Here is a 24,566-nt window from a genome sequence, read left to right as displayed (position 1 = left end):
TTTCCGCTTCCGCAAAGCTCATTTGCCGTTTCATCGTCGTGGACCCGTTCCGTGAACTATCTTCTACAACGTCCTCGGCTGCGTCAGCGATGACCACAGAGCCGGATAAATCAGTGTTTCCCTAGTCATGTACGAGGTGCCCTATCTCAACGCCAGGGGCGAGATCAAGACGGGCAAGATCACCTCGACATTGCTGTTGTCGGGGGATATGACTCAGAAGCCAGAACCACATACGGTGCACTTCGAAGGGGAGTTTCCTTGCGATACAAATGGCAAGCCCTTGAGTAACATTGCAGCCGGAAACCAAGTTCCCGCGGATCGGCATGCAGTAATGGCACACTATCTCTCAACCAAGCCTGACGAGAGAGGATATACGGACTACTACCAAAAGATGACGACGTACGCGAACATCATTTCGAGTCATGCCTCGGCAGTAGACAATACAGTGAGTGCCCGAAAAGTCTGGCATGCGTTGCCGGACGAAGAGAGTATCTTCAACTATCTCGAAAACGCCTCAGGACGCGCCGGTATCGAGAAACTTACCGAACGCCTGTCGAAGGAGAAGATCGCGATTGTTGGCGTCGGTGGAACAGGGTCATACATCCTCGATCAGATTGCGAAGACGCCGGTCCGGGAAATTCGACTGATCGATGGCGACGAATTTTTGCAACACAACGCCTTCCGGGCACCCGGGGCGCCGACCATCGACCAGTTGCGCGAAGTACCGAAGAAGGTTGATTATTTTCGGAACATCTATAGCAACATGCATCGCGGCATAACCGCGCATGCGGTTGCCATCGACGAAACGTCGGCCCAGCTGCTCGACGGGATCACGTTCGCATTTCTTTGCATGGATGCAGGTCAGTCCAAACGGATCATCGTTGAGCGACTGGAGCTCATGGGGGTGCCGTTCATCGACGTTGGCATGGGCTTGGACCTCACCGACGGCACCTTGGGGGGAATCTTGCGCGTGACACTAAGTACGCCCCAAGAGCGGCAATATGCGCAGTCGAAAATTTCCTTCGAAGAGCGGAGCGGCGAGAATCTCTACGGGTCCAACATCCAAGTTGCCGATCTCAACGCTTTAAACGCCGCGCTGGCAGTAATTCGCTGGAAGCGGTATCTGGCGTTCTACCGCGATCTCGAGGGTGAGTTCAACAGTCTATATACCGTCGACGGGAACTGTCTTGCGAACGGAGAGGCCGATGCTGCGCCATAAGCGACTCGAACCCAAGTTTGTGACCGAGGTCCCGTCGGAGCTCGATGAGGGTGTCCTATACGTCTCAATGGAGTACGGAACTGTACTGCACCGGTGCTGCTGTGGTTGCGGCGAAGAGGTCGTTACTCCGTTGACGCCGACCGATTGGAAACTCACTTTCGACGGCGTAGGCATTTCACTTTCACCGTCCGTCGGCAACTGGAACCTGCCATGCCAATCACATTACGTGATTAGTCGAAATGTCGTCCGAGAGGCAGGCCCGTGGACACGTCAGATGGTCGACGCTGAGGTGCGACGAGACAAAGCAGCAAAAGCTTTGCATTATGGCCACGATGCTGGCTCGTCCAGGGATGCCGCGCGTGCCCCCATGGATGCAGCACCTGCAATTCAAGCGGTACCGGCAAGTCCGGCAGAGCGATCAGGCATCCGGCGCGTTATCGCCAATATCACTCGCTGGCTGTTGGGCTAAGAGCGCGCCTTAGCGGCGCTCCCTGACGAAGACGCTGCATCGGTCGTTCATGCGCCATGGAAGTTGATGGCGAACCATGAGCGATCGATGCAACACAAGGCGCCGCATTAGTACCCGCTATCTCGTGTCGAGAAAGATCGAACTCCCAAGATCGTGTGCCGTCTCTCGCCACAAAATTTCACCCCACTGCACCGGCAACCTGAAGTGAAGGCAGCCCCGCGACCTTGCACACACGTCGGGGGGCGAAACTGCTGCGCTCACTGTCAAATGAGGCGTCAATGATACGATGCTATCGATCGAAAATTGTGCAAAAGTCCTTTGATTGCAAAGATTGACCTCGCATCCGCTCGGGCTGACATAAATTGGTCTGACATCCGCCGATTTGTCGTCTTTTATTCAAAGACAACTTATTGAGACTGCGGACATCTTTTTTGAGAGACAACAGCGATTTCGTTCTGATCTGCAACTTCTCTATTCCCGTACCGGCATCCATCCATCAAACTGTACCGGTACTGTACAGAAAACCGTCGCTACACTGGCTCCATCCCAGTCCCGAACCCGAATGGAGAATCCGCGATGGACTTCCTCACCGTCAGCGCATTGCCCGCCGGCATGCTGTTCGCGCTCGTCACGTCGATCACACCCGGCCCGAACAACACGATGCTGCTCGCCTCCGGCGTCAATTTCGGTTTCCGTCGCACGATGCCGCACCTGTTCGGCATCAGCATCGGCGTCGCGATCCTGATGCTGTGCGTCGGCTTCGGTCTCGGCGAGGCGTTCCGGCGCGTGCCGGTCCTGTATACCGTCCTAGAGATCGCGAGCGTCGCGTACCTGCTGTACCTCGCATGGCGCATCGGCACATCGGGCGAAGTGAAGGCGCAGGGCGCCAAGCCGCGGCCGATGACGTTCCTCGAAGCCGCCGCGTTCCAGTGGGTCAATCCGAAGGCATGGATGATGGTGTTGACCGCCGCGACGACGATCCGCCTGTCCGCCGACTACGGGATGAACGCCGCGTGGATGGCCGTCGTGTTCATCCTGATCGGCTTTCCGTGCATCAGCCTGTGGGCCGCGTTCGGCCAGGGCCTGCGCCGCTTCCTGTCGAACCGCCGCGCGCTGCGCATCTTCAACGTGACGATGGCCGTGCTGCTGATCCTGTCGCTGTATCCGCTCGTCGCGCATCTGCTCCCGCAGTAAGCGCTCACAAGCGCCCCCGTTGAGCTTCACGCCATGCAGGCGTACCCTTTTGGTAAGGGCGCGTGCAGCCGCTTCGCCGGCTGCACCGCTGCTCTGCATGGAGATTGCCGATGAAGCCAATGCTGAAAGCCGGCGAGCACATCGAGGGCATGCACTGGATCGCCGAGTACCACCCGCTCACGCACGAGATCCGGGTGCTGCGCGAAAACATCGAAGTGGGCACGTACTGCGCGCCGCCCACGCTGTTCGGCGACGAGGAAGAGATGGGCGCCGCGAACCATGCCGATCATCGCAGCCAGGAGGCCGCGCTGCGTGCGTATCTGCGCAACTTCGTCAAGGAACACGACGCGGAAGAGTAGCGGCGCGACGGCCGTAAAGTCGACGGGCCGCCAAAGCGGCCCGGTCCATCGTTGCGTGTCGGCCGGCTCACGACCTATCGCAACAAGCGAAAGGCCGGCGCATCGCCCCGGCCCCGATCCCGCTCAATGCCCGAGCGACTCGATCTTGCCGCCCGGCTGCGCGACGCCGTGCGGCCGCGCCCTCTGCTTGATCAGCAACGCAAGGCACGCAAGCAGGCCCGCGACCGCGATCGTCGCGAACACGCCCGCGAACGAGAAGTGCCGGCGCGTCAGTTCGGCGACGAGGAACGACCCGGCGATCCCGCCGAAGCGGCCGACACCGAGCATCCACGCCACGCCCGTGCCGCGCCCTTCGGTCGGATAGAACGCGGCGGCAAGCGCCGGCATCGACGATTGCGCGGTGTTCATCAGCACGCCGGCGATGAACACGACCAGCACGAGCAGCCCGACGTTCCCGGCCGCCTGCCCGATCGCATACACGCTGATCGCGGTCAGCGCGTAGCACACGGCGATCACGCGATTCGCGTTGAAACGGTCCATCAACACGCCGCACAGCACAGCGCCGACGCCGCCGAGCGGGAACAGCGCGGAAATCAGCGTCGCGCTCTTCGGCGTGAGGCCGGCATCCTTCAGCAGAATCGGCATCCAGTTGATCGACGCGTAGAAGATCACGAGGCCCATGAAGTACGCGAGCCACAGCATCACCGAACCGACGACGTACGAGCGCGACAGCACGACGCCGATCCCCTTGCTGCCCGTCTGCGGCGCGGATTCGGTCATCGCGAACGAGCCAGCGTTCAGCGCATCGCGCGAGATCCGCGAAAGCGTCGCGCGGATCCGGTCGATGCTCTGGCCTTGCGCAACCATGAAACGCACCGATTCGGGCATCTTCAGCAGCAACAGCACGCCGAGCAGCAGCGGCGTCACGCCGCCGAGCATCAGCACGCTGCGCCAACCGAAATGCGGGATCATCCACGCGGCGAGAAAGCCGCCAAACGCGGCGCCCAGCGGGAAGCCGCAGAACATCAGGTTGATCACGGTCGCGCGGCGTTTGTCCGGGCAGAACTCGCCCATCATCGTGACCGCGTTCGGCATCGCCGCACCGAGGCCGACGCCGGTGACGAAGCGCAGCACCGTCAGGTGCCCGATGGTCGTCGAGAATGCGGACGCGAAACACGCGGCGCCGAACAGGAACACCGAGCCGAGCAGCAACGAACGGCGCCCGAGGCGATCGGACAGCGGGCCCGACACGAGCGCGCCGCATGCAAGGCCGAACAGCGCGGCGCTCAGCACGGGTGCGAGATCGGGTTTGGTGAGGTTCCATTCGCCGAGCAGCGACGGCGCGATGAAGCCGATCGCGGCCGTATCGAAGCCGTCGAGCAGCACGATCACGAAACACATCAGGAATACGAGCCATTGAAAGCCGCCGAACGGCTGCTCGTTGATGAAGGTCTGGACATCGACCACGGGTGCGCGATTCATCGCGAGTCTCCTATGTAAACAACGCGGCCTGATGGCCGCGTCTTTCCTTGTTTGCGCGCCGATTCGCCGCCGGCGCGTCATGCGTCGTCGACACCTGCCGGCAGCGGCAGGCGTCGCGATCGGGTCACGTCCGGCGCGAGCCGGCCGTGTTATTCAGCCGCATCCTGTTCCTTGAAGATCTTGTCCGCGAGATGGAACGCGGAATTCGCGGCCGGCACGCCGCAGTAGATCGCGGTCTGCAGCAGCACTTCCTTGATCTCGTCGCGCGTCACGCCGTTGTTGCGCGCGGCGCGCAGATGCAGCGCGAGTTCCTCGCCGCGGTTCAGCGCGACCATCATCGCGATGGTCAGCAGGCTGCGCGTATGGCGCGGCAGCCCGTCGCGCGTCCAGATCTCGCCCCACGCATAGCGCGTGATCAGGTTCTGGAATTCGTCGGTCACTTCGGTGCGGTTCTGGATCGAGCGGTCGACGTGCGCGTCGCCGAGCACCGCGCGCCGCACCTTCATCCCCGCTTCGTAACGTTGCTGGTCGTCCATCGTCGGTGCCTCACGCGGTCAGGAAGTCGAGCAGCGCGCGGTTGAAGCCGTCGGTGCACTCGATGTTCGAAATATGCGCGGCGTCGAATTCGACGTGACGCGCTCCGGGAATCGCGGCGGCCAGCGCACGACCCTGGTCGGGCGGCGTCGACATGTCCTTCGCGCCGGTCACGACGAGCACCGGCAGCGCGATGCCCTTCACTTCCTCGCGCAGGTCGGCCGCGTTCAGCGCGTCGCAGTTCGCCGCGTAACCGTCCTTGTCGGTATGCACGAACGTGTCGCGGATCGCGTCGAACAGGCGCGGCTCGCGATCGACGAACGCGTCGGTGAACCAGCGCGGCAGCACGGCGTCGGCCAGTGCGGCCATCCCTTCCGCACGTGCCTTTTGCGCGCGCGGCGCCCACACTTCGGGCGAGCCGATCTTCGCGGCGGTGTTCGACAGCACGGCGCGCACGATGCGCGACGGGAAGCGCGCGGCGAGCGCCGCGCCGGTCAGGCCACCCATCGAAATCCCGCAGAAGCACGCGCGATCGATGCCGACGTGGTCGAGCAGGCCGATCACGTCGCCTGCGAGCTGGTCGATCGTGTACGAGCCGGCCGGTGCTTCGGAATGGCCATGGCCGCGCGTGTCGTAGCGCAGGATGTTGAAGTGCTGCGTGAGCGGGCGAATCTGCGGTGCCCACATCTGCAGGTCGGCGCCGAGCGAGTTCGAGAAGACGAGCCACGGCGCGTCGTCGCGCGCGGCACGGTCGATCCGATAATGCAGTTTCACGCCGTTGACAGTGGCGAAAGGCATCAGTGTTCTCCTGGTTGTGTCGTGCCCGCGTGCAGCGCGAGCACGGCGTCGACGTAGGCCTGCGCCTCGCCGACATAATGTGCGGGATCGAGCAGCCGCGCGAGCGCGTCGCGCGACAAATGGGCAGATACGGTCGGAACGGCGGCGAGCACGTCGAACAGCGTCGCGCCGGTGCGCACGGCTTCCTTCGACGCATGCTCGACGACATGATGCGCATCGAGGCGGCCGATCCGGTCGCCGAGCGCGAGCATCACGGCTTCGCCGAGGATCAGCCCGTGCGTCAGGTCGAGGTTCGCGGCGAGGCGTTCGGTGTTCACGTCGAGGCCCGCGACGATCTGCGCGATCTGCGCGAGCGCGCCGCCGGTCAGGCGCGCGAGGTCGGGCAGCGCATCCCATTCGGCCTGCCAGCCGCCGAGCGCGCGCTCGTGCTCCTGGACCATCCCTGCAAACACGGTCGCGACGAGGTTCGGCGCGCGCACCGCGGCGGTCAGCACGGCCGCGCAGCCGACGGGGTTGCGCTTGTGCGGCATCGTCGACGAGCCGCCCTTGCCGGCAGCCGCCGGTTCGCCAAGCTCGCCCACTTCGGTCTGCATCTGCAGCGACACGTCGCGCGCGATCTTGCCGAGGGTACCGGTCAGCATCCCGAAGCACGACGCGGCTTCCGCGATGCGGTCGCGCTGCGTATGCCACGGCACGGCCGGCAGCGCGAGCTTCAGGTCGGCCGCGAGCGCGGCGCTCACGCCGGCCGCCTGCTCGCGCAGGCTCGCCAGCGTGCCGGCGGCGCCGCCGAACTGCAGCACCAGCGCGCGCTCGCGCAATTCGGCGAAGCGCGCGCGATGGCGCAGCAGCGCGTCGAGCCATTGCGCGAATTTCAGGCCGAGCGTGATCGGCAGCGCCTGCTGCAGCCACGTGCGGCCGATCATCGGTGTCGCGCGATGCGTGCGCGCGAGCGTCGCGAGCGACGCGCACGCTTCGTCGAGCAGCGGCTCGAGCACGTCGAGCGTGTCGCGCAGTTGCAGCACGGTCGCGGTATCGATGATGTCCTGGCTCGTCGCGCCCCAGTGCACGAACTTCGCGGCCTCGGGGTCGTCGGCCTTGACTTGGGCGGTGAGCTGCTTGACGAGCGGAATCGCGAGATTGCCGCCGAGCGCCGCGCCGTGCGCGAGCGCGTCGGCGTCGAGCCGGCCGGCGTCGCACGCGCGTTCGATCGGCGCGACCGCGGCGGCGGGAATCACCTGCCGCGCGGCGAGCGCACGCGCGAGCGCGGCCTCGACGTCGAGCATCCGCTGGATCGTCGCGCGCGGCGACCAGATCCGGTTGAGCGGCTCGGTGCCGCAAATGAGGGAGGTCAGGCGGGCGCTGTCTTCGAGCATGGCATCAGATTGGGGAAACGGCGTGCGCCTATTGTCTACCCAAGCGTGCCGGCGTGCGCGCGATCGCGTGCGCCGACACGCTTGCCGTTCAGGCCGCGGCCTTGCGCGTCGCGTCGATCAGCGGCACGCCGGTCAGCTTCTGCAGTTCGTCGAACGACAGGTCGGTGAAGATCTCGCTCACCGCGAGGCCGTCCGCCGTCACGTCGAGCACGGCGAGATCGGTATAGATGCGGCTCACGCACTGCACGCCGGTGACCGGATACGAGCACTGCGCGACGATCTTGCTTTCGCCCTGCTTCGTCAGGTGTTCCATCATCACGAACACCTGCTTCGCGCCGATCGCGAGGTCCATCGCGCCGCCGACGGCCGGAATCGCGTCGGGCGCGCCCGTATGCCAGTTCGCGAGGTCGCCGTTCGCCGACACCTGGAACGCGCCGAGCACGCAGTAGTCGAGGTGGCCGCCGCGCATCATCGCGAACGAATCCGAGTGGTGGAAATACGCGCCGCCGGTGAGCAGCGTCACGTGCTGCTTGCCGGCGTTGATCAGCTCGTCGTCTTCCTCGCCGGGCGCCGGCGCCGGGCCCATGCCGAGCAGGCCGTTCTCGCTGTGCAGGAAGATTTCCTTGCTCGGGTCGAGGTGGTTCGCCACCAGCGTCGGCACGCCGATGCCGAGGTTCACGTACGCGCCTTCGGGGATGTCCTGGGCGACGCGCTTGGCCATTTCATCGCGGGTCAGTCGTTTCATGTCGGGTCTCCTCTGCTGTCAGGCGGCTTGCGATGCACGTTCGGCGGCCAGCTCGGCCGCATGCGCGGCCTGCGGCACTTCGACGACGCGCTGCACGAAAATGCCCGGCGTCACGATGTGTTCCGGATTCAACCCGCCGAGCGGCACGACTTCCGACACCTGCACGATCGCGACCTTCGCGGCGCTGGCCATGATCGGCCCGAAGTTGCGCGCGGTCTTGCGATACACGAGGTTGCCCCAGCGATCGCCCTTGTATGCCTTCACCAACGCGAAATCGGCGTGGATCGGCGTCTCGAACACATACGACTTGCCGTCGATCACGCGCGTTTCCTTGCCTTCGGCCAGCTTCGTGCCGAAGCCCGTCGGCGTGAAGAAGCCGCCGATGCCGGCGCCTGCCGCGCGGATCCGCTCCGCCAGGTTGCCTTGCGGCACGAGCTCCAGCTCGATCTCGCCCGCGCGGTACAGCGCGTCGAACACCTGCGAGTCGCTCTGGCGCGGGAACGAGCAGATGATCTTGCGCACCCGCTTCGCCTTGAGCAGCGCCGCGAGGCCCGTCTCGCCGTTGCCCGCGTTGTTGTTGACGATCGTCAGGCCGCGCGCGCCCTGCTCGATCAGCGCGTCGATCAGCTCGGACGGCATGCCCGCCGTGCCGAAGCCACCGATCATGATGGTCGCGCCGTCGTGGACGTCCGCGACCGCCGATTGAAGCGATTCGAAAATCTTGTTGACCATGTCTCTTCCTGATACGAACCCGCGGCACGATGCGCGGCCTGTCGAGGGGGCACGCGCGTGTCGCGTGCCGCGTCGAAGGCCGTCGTCGACCTTCGGCATTTGTTCGCTATTCGAACCTAGATTCGATTAGCGAACGATGCGCCGATCATAGAGTCGTGCACAGCGCGTTGTCAAGGCGGGATCCCTCGGGGGGTGTCTGGTCGTCGAACGGCAGGCCGACGTAGTTTTCGGCGAGCGACTGCGCGGCGGCCCGCGAGCGCGTCACGTACTTCAGCTCGGCAAACTTCAGGCGATTGACGAACGGCGAGTCCTCCGGCGACGAGTGCAGCATGTTCGTCATGAAGTACGAGAAATGCTCCGCGCGCCACACGCGTTCGAGACAGGTCGCCGAATAGCGCTCGAGCGGCGTCGCGTCGCCGTTGCGGTAGCGCGCGCCGAGCGCGCGGGACAGCGCGCGGACGTCGGCCACCGCGAGGTTCATCCCCTTCGCGCCGGTCGGCGGCACGATGTGCGCGGCGTCGCCCGCAAGGAACAGGCGGCCGTGCTGCATCGTCTCCGACACGAAGCTGCGCATCGGCGTCACGCTCTTCTGCGTGATCCGGCCCTCGGTCGGCGTCCAGCCGGTGTCGTTCGAGAAGCGCGTGTGCAGTTCGTCCCAGATCCGCGCGTCGGACCATTCGGCGAGGTCTTCGTCGGGCTTGCATTGCAGGTAGAGGCGCGTGACCGTCGGCGAGCGCATCGAGAACAGTGCGAAGCCGTTGTCGTGATGCGCGTAGACGAGCTCGTCGAGCGACGGCGCAGCGTCGGCGAGGATACCGAGCCATGCGAACGGGTAGACGCGCTCGAACGTGTTCAGCCGCTCGGCGGGAATGGTCTGTCGCGCGATGCCGTGGAAGCCGTCGCAGCCGGCGATGTAGTCGCAGTCGATGCGGTCCGCGCGGCCGTCCGCGTGCTTGAACGTGACGAACGGTTGCTCGCTTTCGATATCGTGCAGCGCGACATCACTGACTTCGAAGTGCATCTGGTGCCCATGCGCGTCGCCGGCCGCGATCAGGTCGCGCACGACTTCGTGCTGGCTATAGACGGTGATCGCACGCCCGCCGGTGAGTGCGCTCAGGTCGATGCGATGGCGCTGGCCGGAGAACAGCAGCTCGATGCCGTGATGTTCGAGCCCTTCGCGGCGCATCCGCTCGCCGAGGCCGGCTTCGTTCAGCGTGTCGACGGTGCCCTGCTCCAGCACGCCGGCGCGGATGCGGTTCTCGCAATATTCGCGCGAGCGCGCTTCGACGAGGATGGAATCGACGCCTTGCAGGCGCAGCAGATGAGAAAGCAAAAGGCCGGACGGACCGGCGCCGATGATGGCGACCTGGGTGCGCATTGTTCGTCTCCTGAACATTGGTTCGAATAATGGAACCCATTTGAGCGCTTTCCCGACTATGCGGCAACGCGATTTTGAAGATAAGTTGTATACGTTTCCCGGATACCGGCCTCACGATGGATACGCTCGATCTGAACCTGATTCCCTACCTCGTCGCGCTCGACGACACGCGCAACGTCAGCCGCGCCGGCGACCTGCTCGGCGTCAGCCAGCCGCGCGTGAGCACCGCGCTCGGCCGCCTGCGCGAGTATTTCGGCGACCCGTTGTTCGTGCGCACGTCGCGCGGAATGGAGCCGACGCCGCGCGCGCTCGCGCTGCTGCCGGCCGCACGCGATGCGCTCGCGCAGATCGAGCGCGGCCTCGTCGCACCACACGACTTCGATCCGGCGGCGAGCACGCATACGTTCTCGATCGCGCTGTCGGACGTCGGCGAGATCGTGTTCCTGCCGAAGCTGCTGCAGGCGTTCGCGACGCGCGCGCCGCACGCGAACCTGCGCTCGGTCTCGCTCGGGCACGACGAAGTCAGCCGCGGCCTCGAAGCCGGCTCGATCGATCTCGCGGTCGGCTACTTCCCCGATCTCGACGGCAACAACTTCTTCCAGCAGCGTCTGTTCACGCACCGGTTCGTCTGCCTGATGCGGCGCGGCCATCCGCTCGAACAGGCGCGCCCGTTCACGGCCGAGCAGTTCCTCGCGTGCGGGCATGCGGTGGTGCGCGCCGAGGGGCGCAGCCAGGAGGTGCTCGAGAAATACCTCGCGAAGCAGCGCATGCACCGCCGTGCGGTGCTCGAGACGCCGCACTTCATGAGCCTGCCGTTCATCCTGAGTCGCACCGACCTGATCGCGACGGTGCCGCATGCGATCGGCTATGCATATGCGGCCGAGCATGCGTTCATCGTGCCGGTCGAGCCGCCGTTGCCGCTACCACGCTTCGACCTGAAGCAGCACTGGCATCGCAAGTTCCACAACGATCCGCGCACCGCGTGGCTGCGCGGCGTCGTCGCGTCGCTGTTCAACGACGAGCAGGACGAATGGCCGAAGTGACGCGGGGCGTGCGGCAGGCCGCACGCACGACCCGCGAAAGCATGAAACAATGCCCGGATATCCGCGCCGCCGCAGGCGGCCGCATTCGATGGAGCGACTAGATGGGTAAAAAATCCGCGCGGCCCGAGCCGGCCGCATCCCGGCCGAGCCGGGAAGAAGCCGAGGATGCCGTTCGCGTGCTGCTGCGCTGGGCCGGCGACGATCCCGCCCGCGAAGGCCTGCTCGACACGCCGGCACGCGTCGTGCGCGCCTATGAAGAGTTCTTCGCCGGCTACGCGCTGGAACCGCGCGACATCCTCGCGCGCACGTTCAGCGAAGTCGACGGCTACGACGAAATGATCGTGCTGAAGGACATCCGCTTCGAGAGCTACTGCGAGCACCACATGGTGCCGATCATCGGCCGCGCGCACGTCGCGTATCTGCCGAACCATCGCGTCGTCGGCATCTCGAAGCTCGCGCGCCTCGTTGACGCGTTCGCGAAGCGCCTGCAGATTCAGGAAAAGATGACCGTGCAGATCGCCGACACGCTGTTCGACGTGCTGCAGCCGAAGGGCGTCGGCGTGATCCTCGAAGCCGCGCATCAGTGCATCTCGACGCGCGGCGTGCACAAGCCGGGCGTCGAGATGGTCACGTCGCGCATGCTCGGCACGTTCCGCACCGATCCGTCGACGCGGCGCGAATTCCTGTCGATCGTCGCGAATCCTTCTTCAGTCAACCTGACGAATACGTAATGCAGTCCACGAAGCAAGCGGCAAACGCGCCGGTCGTGCTCGTGACCGGCGCCGCGCGCCGGGCCGGGCGCGCGTTCGCCGAGTATTTCGCCGCGCACGGTTATCGCACCGCGGTCCATTACGACCGCTCCGCCGATGCCGCTCAGGCGGCGGCCCGCGCGATCGCCGAACGCGGGCACGATTCGGTCGCGCTGCAGGCCGACCTGTCGGATGCCGGGCAGATCACCACGCTGATCGACCAGGTATATGCGCGCTTCGGACGCCTCGACGTGCTGGTCAACAACGCGTCGGTGTTCTGGCAGGACCATTTCCCGAGCTTCGACCTCGCGGCGTTCGACCAGGCATGGGCCGTCAACTGCCGTGCGCCGATCCTGCTCACGCGCGCATTCTACGAACGAGCCCGCGCGGCCGGCACGCAGGGCGTCGTCGTCAACGTGGTCGACCAGAAGATCAAGGAAAACTTCCACCGCGACCATTTCAGCTACACGGTCGCGAAGGCCGCGCTCGGCAACCTCACGCAGATGCTCGCGCTGTCGTCGTCACCGGTGCTGCGCGTGAACGCGGTGTTCCCCGGGCTGATGCTGCCGAGCGACGACCAGACGCAGGCCGACTTCGAACACGCGAGCCGCGCATCGACGCCGCTCGCGCGCATCGCCGGCCCCGACGACGTCGCGGGCGCGATCCTGCTGCTGACGGGCAGTGCGTACAACGGCGTGGATTTCGTCGTCGATGCGGGGCAGAACCTGATCCGCGTCGACCAGGACGTGCTGTACAAGCATCGCTCGCCGGCCGGCAAGCACTGACGAACGGCATGGTCAGCGGCAGCCGCGCCCTTCGCACACCGGCGCGCGGGTATCGGCACACGCCTTCACCTGCGCTGCGCGAACGACCGTTACGCCGTTCGCGCGCCGCGTTACGGCTTCTCGGCGCTGCCGCCTTCGCGGACCTTGCCCTGCGCGACGCTCGTGCCGGGCGGCACGCTGTGCGTGAGCCACACGTTCCCGCCGATCACCGAACCGCGCCCGATCGTCACGCGGCCGAGGATCGTCGCGCCCGCGTAGATCACCACGTCGTCCTCGACGATCGGATGTCGCGCATTGCCCTTCACCAGCGCGCCGTCGCCATCGGCCGGGAAGCTCTTCGCGCCGAGCGTGACGGCCTGGTACACGCGCACGCGCTCGCCGATGATCGCGGTTTCGCCGATCACGACGCCGGTGCCGTGGTCGATGAAGAAGCTCGGGCCGATCTGCGCGCCCGGGTGAATGTCGATGCCGGTGGCCGAGTGCGCGATTTCATTGATGAAACGCGCGAGCAGCGGCACACCGAGTTGGTGCAGCGCATGCGCGAGCCGGTGGTGCATCATCGCGAGCACGCCGGGGTAGCACAGCAGGATCTCGGTGATGTGCTGCGCGGCCGGATCGCCCGCGTAGGCAGCCTGGATGTCGCTGACCAGCAGCGCGCGTACCGCCGGCAACTGCCGGCCGAACTCGCGCGCGATCTCGAACGCGCGTTCGTCGAGTTCGGCGAACGGCGTGTCCGCATGCTCGGGCAGGAACGGCAGCGCGCGGCGGATCTGTTCGGACAGGATCCGCAGCGTGCTTTCGAGCGTGTGGCCGACGTAGTAGTCGACGCTTTCGTCGGTCAGATCCGGCGCGCCATAGTGCGTCGGAAACATCGACGCGCGCAGGCCGGTGACGATCTTGCAGATCGCGTCGCGCGACGGCAGCTCGCGGATGCCGCGCGGATGTCGCGTGCGATGAAGTTCCTCGCGCGATTCGCGCAAGCCGGCAACGATTTCTTCGAGGCCCCACTGACGGGCGGGTGATGTCGACATATGCCAATGCAGGCGGCCGCGCTCGATCGCACGGCCGCTAATAAAGTGACGGGTTCCAGAAGATTACCGCGTTTTCGTCCGGCAGCGGCACGCCGGGGGATCGGCCGGACGGCCGATGCCGCCGTCGCGCGACGGCGTCAGATCGTAATACTGCTCGCGTCGATCCAGCGCACGGCCCAGTCGCGCGCGTGCGCGATCGCGTCGCCTTCGTCGTTGAACTGGAGCTCGGTCGGAAAAAAACGGTTCGCGACGAGTTCCCCGTCGCTCGATCGGGAGATCACGACGTAGGGTTTGAACGAGCCGTCGCTGGCGCGCGCGGGCGCGCAATTCAACAGATAACCGCGGTGCGTGAAGGCAGTAGTCGCTTGCATGAATCCGCCACCTCTAGTCCCTTGATTTGTTGTTCACTACCCGTCTTAAGGGTGCTGCGGCGCCCCGGTGCGGGCAGAGGCGGCGAGACCGCATCCCCTGTCGCCGCTTCGCAGGAAATGAATCATACTCTGTAGAAAACGGGTCTTCTAGCTGAAATAAATCATGACAAATCAGCGCGCGCGGCACGACCGCGGCGATCGTCCGCGCGCCGTTTTCCCGTCTTGCCCGGAACGGGATTTGCTTCGATCCGGAGCGCTTCGCCGCCAGGAGAGCCGTGATGGAAACGACAGCTCCAGCCCGCGCCGCGCGTCCGCGCAGCATCGAACTCGACAACGACGACACGCACGACAGCACCGTCGACACCGACGGCAAGAATCGCGAGGCCGCGCGTCTTGCGAGCGGCCGCGCCTTCTCGCCCGACCAGATCACGCACAGCAACGCGTCGCTCGTCAACGCGATGCCCGAGGCCGGCGACGGCTTCGCCGGCTTCGACAGCCGGCCGGGCGGCAATCATCCGGCGTTCGCGCTGCGTGCCGGCTACATGGTGATCGAGAAGGGGTTCGACGCGCCGTCGCACGCGGACGACGCGCTGTACGGCCCGGTTCACCGGATGTACGGCAGCGCTTACTGGCCCGGCCATGGACGCCGACCGGAACGGGTGATCGAAATCACACCGGTGCCGCGGTGACGCGCGCGGCGTTTGAATCGATCGTTCGATTGGCGGATCGATGCGCGGCCGATGACCGATGGCGGCGGAGCGACGTGCGCGTTCGCGCGCCGTCCTCCGAATCGGCGCTGGAATCGATATCGGCGCCGGCTTCGCGTTCGACACGCGGGTTTCGCGACGTCGATGCATCGGCGTTGATCGAAGTCACGTCGTCGCGATATGGATGATATTCAATGCACACTCGCGGCGACCGGCACGTCGCTGCAAAGTCCCTGCCGTTGGTTTACGCTGCCTCGCAGCGACGCACGGCCTGCTCGGCCGTTCGGCCGACTTTCGTTCAACCCGCCACCTGGAGACACCATGTACAAGCGCATTCTGGTTGCCATCGACGGCAGCGACACGGCCCGCCACGCGTTCGATGCCGCCCTCGCGCTCGCGAAGGAGCACGGCGCCGAACTGCAACCGTTCTACGTCGTCGAAAACGCCGCGATCTACTACAACGTGCCGGGCTACGATCCGTCCGTGCTGCGCGACCAGCTCATCGCGCAAGGCAATGCGCTCGCGGCGGAGTTCAAGAAGCTGATGCAGGCAGCCGGCGTGAAGGGCGAGACGGTGACGAGCGAGGCGTCGTCGCTCAACGACGTGTCGACGCTGATCCTCGACGGTGCGAAAGCGTTCGGCGCCGACCTCCTCGTGCTCGGCACGCACGGCCGCCGCGGGTTCCGTCGCCTCGTGCTCGGCAGCATCGCCGAACAGTGCGTGCGGCATGCGACGCTGCCCGTGCTGCTGATCCCGGCCGCCGCGCATACGGACGATCAGGAAGGCTGAGCGGCGTCGGCATCGGCATGCGTGCATGCCGATGCCGACGCCCGCGACATGTGCGCGCGGTCGCGACGTTTTGTCACCCGACAGCGGCAACTTGCGGTGGGACAATGATTCGGTCGATTCAATGCCGGAGTAAACGATCATGTTGACGCCCGTCGCCACACGTCCCGCCGCCTCGTCCCATGCAGGCAACTGGGCTCCCCGCCAGGCACCGCACTGCTCGTCGTGCGCAATGCGGCACCTGTGCATGCCGCAGGGCCTCGCACCCGAAGCGCTCAGCCGCCTCGAATCAGTCATCTGCGCGGCGCGCCCGGTCAAGCGCGGCGAAGCGCTGTTCCGCGAAGGCGACACCTTCGACAACCTGTACGCCGTGCGCTCGGGTTCGCTGAAAACCGTCGCCACGCGCCACGACGGACGTGAGCAGGTCACCGGCCTGCACCTCGCGGGCGAAGCGCTCGGCCTCGACGGCATCTGCGACGACACGCACCCGCGCACCGCGGTTGCGCTGGAAGACAGCTCGGTCTGCGTGATTCCGTACAGCGCGCTCAAGTCGCTGTGCTCGGAAGCCGGCACGATGCAGCTGCGCATGCACAAGCTGATGAGCGAGCAGATCGTGCGCGAAACGTCGCAAACCATGCTGCTCGGCTCGTTGAACGCCGAAGAGCGCGTCGCCGCGTTCCTGCTCGACGTGTCGTCGCGTTACCTGAAGCGCGGCTACTCGCCGTCGGAATTCAACCTGCGGATGACACGCGAAGACATCGGCAGCTACCTCGGCATGACGCTCGAAACGGTCAGCCGCACGCTGTCGAAGTTCCAGAAGCGCGGCCTGATCGAAATGCACGGCCGCCTCGTACAGATCGTCGACTTCGACGGCCTGCACCACGTCTGACCCCGCGCGGCGCGTATCCTGCGCGCCGCCGCCGTCCATCCCTCCGGCCCCAATCAGTCGAGAAACAGCGCGGCGCGCGCTTTCAGCGCCGCGCTGAAATCGTCGAGCCAGCCGATCGACAAACGCCAGCTCTGCCAGTACAGGTCGATATCAACCGTCCGCCCGGGCGACATGTCGACCAGTTCGCCCGCCGCCAGCTGGCGATCGACCATCCGGTCCGGGCACATCCCCCATCCCAGCCCCGTTTCGCATGCACGCAGGTAGCCCGCGACGTGCGGGATCCAGTGTTGCGGCGGATCGAGATCCGCGCGCGTCACGCGCCGGATGAAGCGCGCCTGCAAACCGTCCTTCGGATTGAACATCACGCACGGCGCACGACGTAGCGCATCGCGCGTGATGCCCGCGCCGAAATAGCGGTCGTAAAACGCCGGCGAACACACCGCGCGATAGCGGATGCGCCCCAGCCGCGTCGAACGGCATCCCTGGATCGGCTCGGCCTGCGCGGTCACCGCGCCCTGCACGCTGCCATCGCGAATGCGCGCGGCCGTGTAGTCCTGGTCGTCGATCACGAGGTCGAGCAAGGTCTCGCGCTCGGTGCAGAACGGCCCGACCGCATCGATGAACCAGGTCGCGACGCTGTCGTCGTTGACGGCCACGCGCAACATCGGCCATGCGCTTGCGATCTGGCCGGGCAATGCCGGCATCCGGCCACCCAGTTCGGCCTCGAGCAACTGCACGCGCTCCGTATGCCGGCACAGCAACGCGCCGGACGTCGTCGCGACGCACGGCTGCCCGCGCTTGACGAGCACGCTGCCGACGCGCTCCTCCAACAGTTTCACGCGCTGCGATACCGCCGATGGCGTGACGTTCAGCTCCCTGGCCGCCCGTTCGAACGAGCCGTGCCGGATCACCGCCGCGAGAGCGTCGAGCAATGCGTAGTCGAGCATTAGATTTCCTTAATCGGCATTAGGTGAATTAGCTTCTCTTATGTTCCGGCTGACCGCAGACTAGCGCCAACCGATTCACCCGTCTACTGCTCCACCTCTTTCCCATCATGAACTGGATCGCTTTTTCCCACGGCGCCGCCCTGTGCGGGTCGCTCATCGTCACCATCGGTGCGCAGAACGCGTTCGTGCTCCGGCAAGGCATCATGCGCTCGCATGTCGGCAAGATCGTGCTGCTGTGCGCGCTGTCCGACATGATCCTGATCGGCGCGGGCGTCGGCGGCGCATCGGTTCTCGTCGAACGCTATCCGACCTTCGTCCACGTCGTGCTGTACGTCGGCCTCGCATATCTCGCGTGGTTCGGTATCAATGCGCTGCGTCGCGCGCTCAAGCCCGGACACGAAACGCTCGACGTTCGCGGCGATGCCGTCGCGCCGCCGCCGCAGAGCGCGGTCGCGATCGTGCTGATGACGCTCGCATTCACGTGGCTCAACCCCCACGTGTATCTCGATACGTTCCTGCTGATCGGCACGGCCGGCGCGCGCGAGCCGGACGGCTCGCGGCTTGCGTTCGCGATCGGCGCGATGGCGGTCAGCGTCGTGTGGTTCCTCGGGCTCGGATACGGCGCGCGGCTGCTTGCACCGTGGTTCCGCAAGGCCGTCGCGTGGCGCGTGCTGGATGGCGCGATCGGCAGCATGGTGCTGTTTCTGGCGGCCGTGCAGTTGCGGTAACGGATTGGGGCGCCGATCGATCGCGGGCGGCAACTTTGCCGCCCGTTTTTCGTTCCGCTCCGTCGGAGTGGTGCGATACGCCTGTCTCCCTCCGGACGCCTCAAGATTCAGTTCCGGATCGAACGCCGCCGCGCGGATCATCCATCTGCCGGACGGACCATCCGCCGTCCGCTGCACGATTCCGCTCGATCGACGAGAATGTTCCGGTGTCCGCGACAACGGCTAAAGCGCTTCGCCCGTTCGCCTTCCCGTCGCATTCATCCCGGCCAATCCCGTCGTCTCATCCCGTCACCCCTCAGATTCCGGAGACCAACATGGCACTACGCACCCTCGGCACGTCGGACATCCAGGTTTCCCCGCTCGCCTTCGGCGGCAACGTCTTCGGCTGGACCGTCGACGAGAACGCATCGTTCGAGTTGCTCGACGCGCTCGCCGACACCGGCATCAACTTCATCGACACGGCCGACGTCTATTCGGCCTGGGCGCCCGGCAACAGCGGCGGCGAATCGGAAACGATCATCGGCAAGTGGCTCAAGCGTTCCGGCAAGCGCGAGCAGGTCGTGATCGCGACCAAGGTCGGCCTGCTCGCGGCGCGCGCCGGCCTGACGAAGGACAACATCCTGAAGGCTGCCGAGGATTCGCTGCGCCGCCTGCAGACCGACTACATCGACCTGTATTTCTCGCACCGCGATCTCGCCGACACGGCACCGCTCGAAGAAACGCTCTCCGCTTACCAGACGCTGATCGACGCGGGCAAGGTGCGCATCATCGGCGCGTCGAACTACAGCGGCGCACGCCTGCGCGAAGCCGCCGACGTCAGCAAGCGCAACGGCCTGCCCGCGTACCAGGTGATCCAGCCGGAATACAACCTGATCGACCGCGCCGAGTACGAGCGCGATCTCGAGCCGGTCGTGCGCGACCTGAAACTGGGCGTCGTCAACTACTACGCGCTCGCGAGCGGCTTCCTGTCGGGCAAGTACCGCAGCGAAGCCGACCTGAAGAAAAGCGTGCGCGGCGATAGCGTCGCCCGTTATCTCGATGCGCGCGGCCTGCGCATTCTCGCGGCGCTCGACGACGTGTCGGCGAAGCACGGCACGCAACCGGCCGCGATCGCGCTCGCATGGCAGATCGCGCGGCCGACGATCACCGCACCGATCGCGAGTGCGACGTCGCTCGGGCAGCTCGCATTGCTCGGAGAAGCGATCCGAGTGCGGCTCGACGAGGAAGACATTCGCAAGATCGACGCAGCGAGCGCGGTCTGAAGACCACTTGATGCGCCGGGCGATGTGCGGGCAGCTTATCTATCACGCGTGCTCGACGCAAATTGGAGCGTAGCGCTCTGTACTGCCAACTGTTTTGTCGAAATCGCAGATCCGGCACAATTTCGCGAGCGCGTGCCGGCGGCCCTCTACGCCGACATGTCCCCATGGATCGATCGTGCACTCCAGGATTTCGGTCCGGTCCTGACCGCGCAAGCGCCGCGTTTCTTCGAGTGCACGAGTGGCAGCAGCGAGCAGCAGTAGCTCATTCCCTACGCGCGGGCCTTTCTCGAAGAATTGCAGTTCGCACTGATCGTCTGGCTCTCCGATCTGCATCGCGCCGTGCCCGGCGTCGCGGCCGGGCGTGCGCCATGACGTGTTGATCCGGTTCGTCAAAAATCCCAGTTGAACCTCTGCGGATGCGCCTGCCGCGACGCGGCGTCCGGCGGTGTCAGCATGACGATCGTGGCATGCAGCGGATCCCGTATGTCGATCAGTGCGCTCGTCTTCCCATCGCCATAACCCATCATCAGCGCCAGCGCGTTCTGGACCCGGATCGAGCTTTGAGGCTGGCCCGTGACGGCGTCCACGGTCACCGCAAAGTCACGATGGAGTCGCGATATCGCGATGGTCCGCTCGGCGTGGTCGGCAACGTATTGAAGTGCCCTCGCTGCGAAAGGGCAGATTGCCGTGTATCCGGTCGCGGCTGGTGGAAGGACTGAATACCGCAAAAAACCCCACCTTTCCTGCAAACCTACAGATCTGCCCTCACTTCATCCGCCCCCTTATTTGCTGCTTGACGCTATATCTTTCGATATATATCTTTAGATATGTTTTACGACATACAGGACACAATCATGCGACACAACCCCTCCCGCGGCCATGCCCGATGCGACGGTCATGGTGCGCATGCCGGCCCTGGCTGGTACGCCAGCATCTGGCAAGCAATCGGCCGGCATCGGCGCGGCCACGATCCATTCGGCGGCGGCCCGTTCGGTGGCCGTGGCGGACGCGGCGGCTTTGGCGATTTCGGTGACGACGGCATGCCGCGCGGCCGCCAGTTCAGCTCCGACGATCTCCAGTTGCTGCTGCTCGCGCTGGTCGCCGAGCAACCTAGCCACGGTTACGAACTGATCAAGGCACTCGACACGCGCTCGAACGGTTTCTATAGCCCGAGCCCCGGCATGGTGTATCCGGCGCTCACGTATCTCGAGGAAGTCGGCTTCGTCGCCTCGCAGGCGGAAGGCAACCGCAAGCGCTATGCGCTGACCGACGACGGCCGCGCGCATCTCGATGCGCAGCGCGAACGCGTCGACACCTTGTTCGCACGCCTCACGCACCTCGCGCGCAAGATGGAATTCATGCGCCGCGCGTTCGCCGGCGAATCGACAGGCGGCGAAGCGCAGGACGAAGCGCAGCCCGGCTGGCTGCCTGAGTTCGTCGAGGCCCGCCTCGCGTTGAAGCGGGCGCTGCTCCACAAGAGCGCCGCCGACGCCGACGAACAGCGGCGCATCGCCGCGATCATGCGCCGCGCAACGGCCGAAATCGAAGGCGGCACCGGCGCGTGATCCGCGCCGCCCGTCAAAACCCAAGGAGAACGGTTTGATGCAGAACCCATCCGAACGCGCCGTCACCCGCGTGCGCCATATGCTCAAGTTCCGCCTGCTGCAGGTCGTGCGCGTGCACGCAGTGACGCCGCACCTGCTGCGCGTCACCCTAGGCGGCCCCGACCTCGCGGATTTCGAATCGTCGTCGTTCGACGATCACGTGAAAGTGTTTTTCCCGGCGCCCGGCGCCGACCGGCCCACGATGCCGACGCTCGGCGCGAATGGCCCCGAATTTCCCGAAGGCCAACCGAAGCCGGTCGCGCGCGATTTCACGCCGCGCCGCTTCGACCGCGCCGCCTGCGAACTCGATCTGGAATTCGTGCTGAACCATCCGGGCCCCGCATCGCAATGGGCGGCGCAGGCACGCGTCGGCCAGTGGCTCGGCATCGGCGGTCCGCGCGGTTCGTTCGTGGTCCCGATCGATTTCGACTGGCATCTGCTGATCGGCGACGATACGGCGCTGCCCGCGGTCGCGCGGCGTCTCGAGCAATTGCCGGCCGGTGCGCGCGCCGCGGTCGTGCTGGAAGTCGCGGATCGCACAGCGCAGATCGCGTTCGATACGCGCGCCGACGTGCATGAAATCTGGCGCTTTCGCGCCGAAGCCGACGCGGCGGACGGCGACGTACTGCTGAATGCGGTGCGCGAGCTGCCGCTGCCGTCCTCGGGCGACGGTTACGTGTGGGCGGCAGGCGAAGCGCAGTCGATGCGCGCGGTGCGGCAGCACCTGACCGGCGAGCGCGGCGTCGACAAGTCGCGCATCCGCGCGGCGGCATACTGGAAGCGCGGCGCGGCGGCCGTGCACGAAACGCTGGAAGACTGACGCGAACGGGTGCCCGCGCAGCAGCGGGCTTGGCATCGGCGGGGTGGCTGGTATATATCTATGTCTGCGACGCCGCTGTCGGGCGACAGCCGCCGCAGCCCGCCCAGGAGCGCCCGGTCATGACAAAAGAAAGCCACGCTTCGCCTTTCCTTCGCAACCTGAAGATCGCCGGCTATTGCGGCCTCGCGGCCGTCGTGCTCGCGCTGTTCGTTGCGATGTGCGCGATCCTGAAGGAAAGCGCACTCGAACGTGACGCCGCACAGCACCCGGGCGAGACGCCCGAACTGCACGAAGCGGGCGGCGGCCCGTCCGCTTCGGCTGAAGCGGCCAAGACGCCCGGTTGACGGCGTCCGGCCCTTGGTTCTCCCGCTCAGGGCGCGCGCTCGCGCCCCATCATCACCGCGTGCACGACGTCGCCGATCCGTTCGAGCAGCTCGACGATGCGTTGTCCGTACAGATGCGCGGCCAGCGCGCCGGCCGTGCCGACCAGCACGCCACCAGCCATGTCGAACGGCCAGTGCACGCCCGCATACACACGCCCCCATGCAATCACGACGGCCATCGCGGCCATCACGAACCCGGTCAGCCGCGTGCTGCCGGCGAGCATCATGCCGACCGCGAGACTCCACGCGAACGTCATGTGATCGCTCGGAAACGAGCTGTCCGGCGCATGCGGAATCAGTTGCGTGCCGACGCCTGCCATGAACGGCCGCGGCGAAAACCAGAAATGCCCGATCACCTGCGCCAGCACCAGCGCCACGCACGTGCCGACGCCGGCTTCGATCGCCTGGCGGCGCGTCGGGCGCTCGCCGAAGATCCAGGTCAGCAGGAGCATCGCGGGCAGCGCATAGACTAGCCAGTCGGCGGCGAAGATCGCGACGCGAGCAGCACCGGGGTGCGGCACGGCGCCGGCATTGACGGCGGAAAACAGGGTGAGATTGAGGTTCTGCATGAATGCGGTTGCGTGGGGGCGTAACGATTGGACCGGGCGTGCCGGTCGGTTGGAACGATGCTAGTGCTCACTCGCTTAAGCAATGCTTAATGCGTCGGACGGCCCGGGGATAAGAACCGGGCGCGTGCGTCGCGCGCGAACGCACTTAGAGCCTGCACTGCAACACAAGTTCACGCAATTGTCACATTCCTGCGCGACCGTCTCCTGCAAAAGCTCACCAACCATCCCGTAAAGGCTCACCTTTTTCACATCGTGGCGCCATCGACGCCTGAGAATATCGGACCGCCCCCTGCGCTCCATGCCGTTCGCACCGTTCGCCTCAATATTTGCGTTGCAAATAATTCGAAATCGGCAACAATTAATTCCAGATGCGGCATCGCACAACGGCAACGCACAGGCATAGGATTACGGGCTTACGAGCACTCATCCACGAAGCGATCAACAACAAGGAGTCCGCATGAAACCCAGCGATGTCCGATCGAAAGCGTTTGCGATGCCGTTGACCAGCCCCGCCTTTCCGATGGGCCCGTACCGTTTCGTCGATCGTGAGTTTCTGATCATCACGTATCGCACCGATCCGGACCGTCTGCGTGAAATCGTGCCCGAGCCGCTGCAGGTCACCGAGCCGCTCGTCCATTACGAATTCATTCGCATGGCCGATTCGACCGGCTTCGGCGACTACACGGAAAGCGGCCAGGTGATCCCCGTCGAGTACAACGGCCAGGCCGGCGGCTATACGCTCGCGATGTATCTCGACGATCACCCGCCGATCGCCGGCGGCCGCGAACTGTGGGGTTTCCCGAAGAAACTCGCGTCGCCCACGCTGCACGTGAACACCGATCACATCCTTGGCACGCTCGACTACGGCAAGGTGCGCGTCGCGACCGGCACGATGGGCTACAAGCACAAGGAACTCGACATCGACGAGCAGACGAAGCGCCTCGCCGGCCCGAACTTCCTGCTCAAGATCATCCCGCACGTCGACGGCACCGCACGCGTATGCGAACTGGTGCGCTACTACATGCAGGACATCAAGATGAAGGGCGCGTGGACGGGCCCGGCCTCGCTCGAACTGGCACCGCACGCACTTGCGCCGGTGGCCGACCTGCCGGTGCTCGAGATCGTCGAAGCGCGCCACCTCGTTGCGGATTTGACACTCGGCCTCGGCGAAGTCGTCTACGATTACCTGGCTCAGTAACACGTCCGCAGTCCTTTCTCCCTGTCAAACCTTTCACCACGGGAAATTCGAAATGAGCAACCTGAATGGCAAGACCGCAGTCGTCACGGGCGCCGCAAGCGGCATCGGCAAGGAAATCGCACTGGAGCTGGCCAAGGCAGGCGCCGCGGTCGCGATCGCCGACCTGAACCAGGACGGCGCAAACGCGGTTGCCGACGAGATCAACAAGGCAGGCGGCAAGGCGATCGGCGTCGCGATGGACGTGACCAGCGAGGAAGCGGTCAACAGCGGCATCGACAAGGTGGCTGAAACGTTCGGCTCGGTCGACATCCTCGTGTCGAACGCGGGCATCCAGATCGTCAACCCGATCGAGAACTACTCGTTCGCCGACTGGAAGAAGATGCAGGCGATCCACGTCGACGGCGCGTTCCT

Annotated in this window: 30 protein-coding genes; 18 read left to right on the top strand and 12 right to left on the bottom strand. The window is 65.4% G+C overall.

From position 1 onward, the window contains the following. Positions 1-127: 127 nt before the first annotated feature. From HWX25_RS31000 to HWX25_RS30990, 4 genes are all read left to right on the top strand, one after another. Positions 128-1,219 carry a ThiF family adenylyltransferase gene (locus HWX25_RS31000; protein ID WP_175912366.1) on the top strand — a complete coding sequence of 364 codons (1,092 nt, stop codon included), beginning with the start codon at positions 128-130 and terminating at the stop codon, positions 1,217-1,219. After that, positions 1,206-1,688: a DUF6527 family protein gene (locus tag HWX25_RS33630; RefSeq protein ID WP_081082705.1), complete on the top strand. Its 483-nt coding sequence runs from the start codon at positions 1,206-1,208 to the stop codon at positions 1,686-1,688. The genes HWX25_RS31000 and HWX25_RS33630 overlap by 14 nt, the downstream gene beginning before the upstream one ends. A gap of 576 nt (positions 1,689-2,264) precedes the next feature. Then, the gene (locus tag HWX25_RS30995) at positions 2,265-2,882 is read left to right on the top strand and encodes a LysE family translocator (protein ID WP_059698690.1); all 618 of its coding nucleotides are present in this window, start codon (positions 2,265-2,267) and stop codon (positions 2,880-2,882) included. Positions 2,883-2,992: 110 nt separating this feature from the next. Next, the gene (locus HWX25_RS30990; RefSeq protein ID WP_059818331.1) at positions 2,993-3,241 is read left to right on the top strand and encodes a hypothetical protein; all 249 of its coding nucleotides are present in this window, start codon (positions 2,993-2,995) and stop codon (positions 3,239-3,241) included. Between the two features lie 123 nt (positions 3,242-3,364). Here HWX25_RS30990 and HWX25_RS30985 read toward each other — a convergent pair whose 3' ends face one another. The 7 genes from HWX25_RS30985 to pobA all read right to left on the bottom strand — a co-directional run bounded on the left by HWX25_RS30985 (position 3,365) and on the right by pobA (position 10,283). Continuing rightward, a complete protein-coding gene (locus HWX25_RS30985; RefSeq protein WP_059692653.1) occupies positions 3,365-4,723 on the bottom strand; it encodes an MFS transporter in 1,359 nt (452 codons plus the stop codon). Between the two features lie 149 nt (positions 4,724-4,872). Further along, on the bottom strand, positions 4,873-5,259 hold the full coding sequence (gene pcaC / locus HWX25_RS30980; RefSeq protein WP_059692656.1) for a 4-carboxymuconolactone decarboxylase: 387 nt from the start codon (positions 5,257-5,259) through the stop codon (positions 4,873-4,875). Positions 5,260-5,269: 10 nt separating this feature from the next. Continuing rightward, positions 5,270-6,055, bottom strand: coding sequence for a 3-oxoadipate enol-lactonase (pcaD, locus tag HWX25_RS30975; protein ID WP_059698683.1), 786 nt, complete (start codon positions 6,053-6,055; stop codon positions 5,270-5,272). After that, positions 6,055-7,428, bottom strand: coding sequence for a 3-carboxy-cis,cis-muconate cycloisomerase (locus tag HWX25_RS30970; RefSeq protein ID WP_175912364.1), 1,374 nt, complete (start codon positions 7,426-7,428; stop codon positions 6,055-6,057). Before HWX25_RS30970 ends, pcaD begins: the two co-directional genes overlap by 1 nt. 88 nt (positions 7,429-7,516) lie before the next feature. Next, entirely contained in the window at positions 7,517-8,173 is a 657-nt protein-coding gene (locus HWX25_RS30965; RefSeq protein ID WP_012365076.1) for a CoA transferase subunit B, read from the bottom strand. 18 nt (positions 8,174-8,191) lie between these two features. Then, positions 8,192-8,905, bottom strand: coding sequence for a 3-oxoacid CoA-transferase subunit A (locus HWX25_RS30960; protein ID WP_014900666.1), 714 nt, complete (start codon positions 8,903-8,905; stop codon positions 8,192-8,194). Between the two features lie 145 nt (positions 8,906-9,050). Further along, positions 9,051-10,283 carry a 4-hydroxybenzoate 3-monooxygenase gene (gene pobA, locus HWX25_RS30955; RefSeq protein WP_175912362.1) on the bottom strand — a complete coding sequence of 411 codons (1,233 nt, stop codon included), beginning with the start codon at positions 10,281-10,283 and terminating at the stop codon, positions 9,051-9,053. Positions 10,284-10,399: 116 nt separating this feature from the next. On the opposite strand from pobA, the gene HWX25_RS30950 reads away from it, so the two are divergent. The 3 genes from HWX25_RS30950 (at position 10,400) to HWX25_RS30940 (ending at position 12,860) form a co-directional block, all read left to right on the top strand. Then, positions 10,400-11,326 carry a LysR family transcriptional regulator gene (locus tag HWX25_RS30950; RefSeq protein ID WP_175912361.1) on the top strand — a complete coding sequence of 309 codons (927 nt, stop codon included), beginning with the start codon at positions 10,400-10,402 and terminating at the stop codon, positions 11,324-11,326. A 101-nt stretch (positions 11,327-11,427) separates the two neighbouring features. Then, entirely contained in the window at positions 11,428-12,057 is a 630-nt protein-coding gene (gene folE, locus HWX25_RS30945) for a GTP cyclohydrolase I FolE (RefSeq protein ID WP_059698678.1), read from the top strand. Then, a complete protein-coding gene (locus HWX25_RS30940; RefSeq protein WP_059818325.1) occupies positions 12,057-12,860 on the top strand; it encodes an SDR family oxidoreductase in 804 nt (267 codons plus the stop codon). The genes folE and HWX25_RS30940 overlap by 1 nt, the downstream gene beginning before the upstream one ends. Positions 12,861-12,970: 110 nt before the next feature. On the opposite strand, the gene epsC is transcribed toward HWX25_RS30940, so the two are convergent. Beyond that, positions 12,971-13,891, bottom strand: coding sequence for a serine O-acetyltransferase EpsC (gene epsC, locus HWX25_RS30935; RefSeq protein WP_059533573.1), 921 nt, complete (start codon positions 13,889-13,891; stop codon positions 12,971-12,973). A gap of 137 nt (positions 13,892-14,028) precedes the next feature. Further along, positions 14,029-14,262: a hypothetical protein gene (locus HWX25_RS30930; RefSeq protein ID WP_011659947.1), complete on the bottom strand. Its 234-nt coding sequence runs from the start codon at positions 14,260-14,262 to the stop codon at positions 14,029-14,031. Between the two features lie 278 nt (positions 14,263-14,540). Between HWX25_RS30930 and HWX25_RS30925 the strand changes: the two genes are divergently transcribed. The 3 genes from HWX25_RS30925 to fnr all read left to right on the top strand — a co-directional run bounded on the left by HWX25_RS30925 (position 14,541) and on the right by fnr (position 16,644). Next, the gene (locus HWX25_RS30925; protein WP_059692678.1) at positions 14,541-14,951 is read left to right on the top strand and encodes a DUF3005 domain-containing protein; all 411 of its coding nucleotides are present in this window, start codon (positions 14,541-14,543) and stop codon (positions 14,949-14,951) included. Positions 14,952-15,290: 339 nt separating this feature from the next. After that, a complete protein-coding gene (locus HWX25_RS30920) occupies positions 15,291-15,758 on the top strand; it encodes a universal stress protein (protein ID WP_059533566.1) in 468 nt (155 codons plus the stop codon). Positions 15,759-15,897: 139 nt separating this feature from the next. After that, entirely contained in the window at positions 15,898-16,644 is a 747-nt protein-coding gene (gene fnr / locus HWX25_RS30915; RefSeq protein ID WP_059447453.1) for a fumarate/nitrate reduction transcriptional regulator Fnr, read from the top strand. Positions 16,645-16,697: 53 nt separating this feature from the next. On the opposite strand, the gene HWX25_RS30910 is transcribed toward fnr, so the two are convergent. Further along, entirely contained in the window at positions 16,698-17,591 is an 894-nt protein-coding gene (locus tag HWX25_RS30910) for a LysR family transcriptional regulator ArgP (RefSeq protein ID WP_175912360.1), read from the bottom strand. 107 nt (positions 17,592-17,698) lie between these two features. Here HWX25_RS30910 and HWX25_RS30905 point away from each other — a divergent pair, with 107 nt between their 5' ends. The 3 genes from HWX25_RS30905 to HWX25_RS33625 all read left to right on the top strand — a co-directional run bounded on the left by HWX25_RS30905 (position 17,699) and on the right by HWX25_RS33625 (position 19,842). Beyond that, complete coding sequence (locus tag HWX25_RS30905) at positions 17,699-18,319, top strand: LysE/ArgO family amino acid transporter (protein WP_175912358.1); 621 nt, start codon at positions 17,699-17,701, stop codon at positions 18,317-18,319. A 314-nt stretch (positions 18,320-18,633) separates the two neighbouring features. Further along, positions 18,634-19,581: an aldo/keto reductase gene (locus tag HWX25_RS30900; RefSeq protein WP_175912356.1), complete on the top strand. Its 948-nt coding sequence runs from the start codon at positions 18,634-18,636 to the stop codon at positions 19,579-19,581. Positions 19,582-19,605: 24 nt separating this feature from the next. Further along, positions 19,606-19,842 (top strand): GH3 auxin-responsive promoter family protein, encoded by a 237-nt coding sequence (locus tag HWX25_RS33625; protein ID WP_347879269.1) that lies wholly within the window; start codon positions 19,606-19,608, stop codon positions 19,840-19,842. A 128-nt stretch (positions 19,843-19,970) separates the two neighbouring features. On the opposite strand, the gene HWX25_RS30890 is transcribed toward HWX25_RS33625, so the two are convergent. Then, on the bottom strand, positions 19,971-20,174 hold the full coding sequence (locus HWX25_RS30890) for a DUF2875 family protein (protein WP_244138818.1): 204 nt from the start codon (positions 20,172-20,174) through the stop codon (positions 19,971-19,973). 261 nt (positions 20,175-20,435) lie between these two features. Here HWX25_RS30890 and HWX25_RS30885 point away from each other — a divergent pair, with 261 nt between their 5' ends. From HWX25_RS30885 to HWX25_RS30875, 3 genes are all read left to right on the top strand, one after another. Then, a complete protein-coding gene (locus HWX25_RS30885; protein ID WP_059818380.1) occupies positions 20,436-21,146 on the top strand; it encodes a PadR family transcriptional regulator in 711 nt (236 codons plus the stop codon). 37 nt (positions 21,147-21,183) lie between these two features. Then, on the top strand, positions 21,184-22,005 hold the full coding sequence (locus HWX25_RS30880) for a siderophore-interacting protein (RefSeq protein ID WP_175912354.1): 822 nt from the start codon (positions 21,184-21,186) through the stop codon (positions 22,003-22,005). 119 nt (positions 22,006-22,124) lie between these two features. Beyond that, entirely contained in the window at positions 22,125-22,349 is a 225-nt protein-coding gene (locus HWX25_RS30875) for a hypothetical protein (protein ID WP_059533537.1), read from the top strand. A gap of 26 nt (positions 22,350-22,375) precedes the next feature. On the opposite strand, the gene HWX25_RS30870 is transcribed toward HWX25_RS30875, so the two are convergent. After that, positions 22,376-22,957: an undecaprenyl-diphosphatase gene (locus HWX25_RS30870; protein ID WP_175912353.1), complete on the bottom strand. Its 582-nt coding sequence runs from the start codon at positions 22,955-22,957 to the stop codon at positions 22,376-22,378. 457 nt (positions 22,958-23,414) lie between these two features. On the opposite strand from HWX25_RS30870, the gene HWX25_RS30865 reads away from it, so the two are divergent. Further along, positions 23,415-24,155 (top strand): acetoacetate decarboxylase, encoded by a 741-nt coding sequence (locus HWX25_RS30865; protein ID WP_006485181.1) that lies wholly within the window; start codon positions 23,415-23,417, stop codon positions 24,153-24,155. A gap of 52 nt (positions 24,156-24,207) precedes the next feature. Further along, positions 24,208-24,566 (top strand): SDR family NAD(P)-dependent oxidoreductase (locus HWX25_RS30860; protein ID WP_175912350.1); only part of this gene is annotated, 359 nt, incomplete at its 3' end.

Origin of the sequence: Burkholderia sp. BCC1640 (genome assembly GCF_902833125.1) — a bacterium.
Taxonomy (GTDB): domain Bacteria; phylum Pseudomonadota; class Gammaproteobacteria; order Burkholderiales; family Burkholderiaceae; genus Burkholderia; species Burkholderia diffusa.
This window is presented reverse-complemented; position numbering and strand designations above follow the sequence as displayed.

Coding starts and splice junctions, on each gene's coding strand:
- HWX25_RS30900 (WP_175912356.1), top strand. CDS start 18,634: ATGGCACTACGCACCCTCGGCACGTCGGACATCCAGGTTTCCCCGCTC.
- pcaC (WP_059692656.1), bottom strand. CDS start 5,259: ATGGACGACCAGCAACGTTACGAAGCGGGGATGAAGGTGCGGCGCGCG.
- HWX25_RS31000 (WP_175912366.1), top strand. CDS start 128: ATGTACGAGGTGCCCTATCTCAACGCCAGGGGCGAGATCAAGACGGGC.
- HWX25_RS33630 (WP_081082705.1), top strand. CDS start 1,206: ATGCTGCGCCATAAGCGACTCGAACCCAAGTTTGTGACCGAGGTCCCG.
- HWX25_RS30905 (WP_175912358.1), top strand. CDS start 17,699: ATGAACTGGATCGCTTTTTCCCACGGCGCCGCCCTGTGCGGGTCGCTC.
- HWX25_RS30985 (WP_059692653.1), bottom strand. CDS start 4,723: ATGAATCGCGCACCCGTGGTCGATGTCCAGACCTTCATCAACGAGCAG.
- HWX25_RS30875 (WP_059533537.1), top strand. CDS start 22,125: ATGACAAAAGAAAGCCACGCTTCGCCTTTCCTTCGCAACCTGAAGATC.
- folE (WP_059698678.1), top strand. CDS start 11,428: ATGGGTAAAAAATCCGCGCGGCCCGAGCCGGCCGCATCCCGGCCGAGC.
- HWX25_RS30950 (WP_175912361.1), top strand. CDS start 10,400: ATGGATACGCTCGATCTGAACCTGATTCCCTACCTCGTCGCGCTCGAC.
- HWX25_RS30920 (WP_059533566.1), top strand. CDS start 15,291: ATGTACAAGCGCATTCTGGTTGCCATCGACGGCAGCGACACGGCCCGC.
- epsC (WP_059533573.1), bottom strand. CDS start 13,891: ATGTCGACATCACCCGCCCGTCAGTGGGGCCTCGAAGAAATCGTTGCC.
- HWX25_RS30925 (WP_059692678.1), top strand. CDS start 14,541: ATGGAAACGACAGCTCCAGCCCGCGCCGCGCGTCCGCGCAGCATCGAA.
- HWX25_RS30970 (WP_175912364.1), bottom strand. CDS start 7,428: ATGCTCGAAGACAGCGCCCGCCTGACCTCCCTCATTTGCGGCACCGAG.
- HWX25_RS30990 (WP_059818331.1), top strand. CDS start 2,993: ATGAAGCCAATGCTGAAAGCCGGCGAGCACATCGAGGGCATGCACTGG.
- HWX25_RS30870 (WP_175912353.1), bottom strand. CDS start 22,957: ATGCAGAACCTCAATCTCACCCTGTTTTCCGCCGTCAATGCCGGCGCC.
- pobA (WP_175912362.1), bottom strand. CDS start 10,283: ATGCGCACCCAGGTCGCCATCATCGGCGCCGGTCCGTCCGGCCTTTTG.
- HWX25_RS30910 (WP_175912360.1), bottom strand. CDS start 17,591: ATGCTCGACTACGCATTGCTCGACGCTCTCGCGGCGGTGATCCGGCAC.
- HWX25_RS30880 (WP_175912354.1), top strand. CDS start 21,184: ATGCAGAACCCATCCGAACGCGCCGTCACCCGCGTGCGCCATATGCTC.
- HWX25_RS30960 (WP_014900666.1), bottom strand. CDS start 8,905: ATGGTCAACAAGATTTTCGAATCGCTTCAATCGGCGGTCGCGGACGTC.
- HWX25_RS30930 (WP_011659947.1), bottom strand. CDS start 14,262: ATGCAAGCGACTACTGCCTTCACGCACCGCGGTTATCTGTTGAATTGC.
- fnr (WP_059447453.1), top strand. CDS start 15,898: ATGTTGACGCCCGTCGCCACACGTCCCGCCGCCTCGTCCCATGCAGGC.
- HWX25_RS30995 (WP_059698690.1), top strand. CDS start 2,265: ATGGACTTCCTCACCGTCAGCGCATTGCCCGCCGGCATGCTGTTCGCG.
- HWX25_RS30885 (WP_059818380.1), top strand. CDS start 20,436: ATGCGACACAACCCCTCCCGCGGCCATGCCCGATGCGACGGTCATGGT.
- HWX25_RS30940 (WP_059818325.1), top strand. CDS start 12,057: ATGCAGTCCACGAAGCAAGCGGCAAACGCGCCGGTCGTGCTCGTGACC.
- HWX25_RS30865 (WP_006485181.1), top strand. CDS start 23,415: ATGAAACCCAGCGATGTCCGATCGAAAGCGTTTGCGATGCCGTTGACC.
- HWX25_RS30965 (WP_012365076.1), bottom strand. CDS start 8,173: ATGAAACGACTGACCCGCGATGAAATGGCCAAGCGCGTCGCCCAGGAC.
- pcaD (WP_059698683.1), bottom strand. CDS start 6,055: ATGCCTTTCGCCACTGTCAACGGCGTGAAACTGCATTATCGGATCGAC.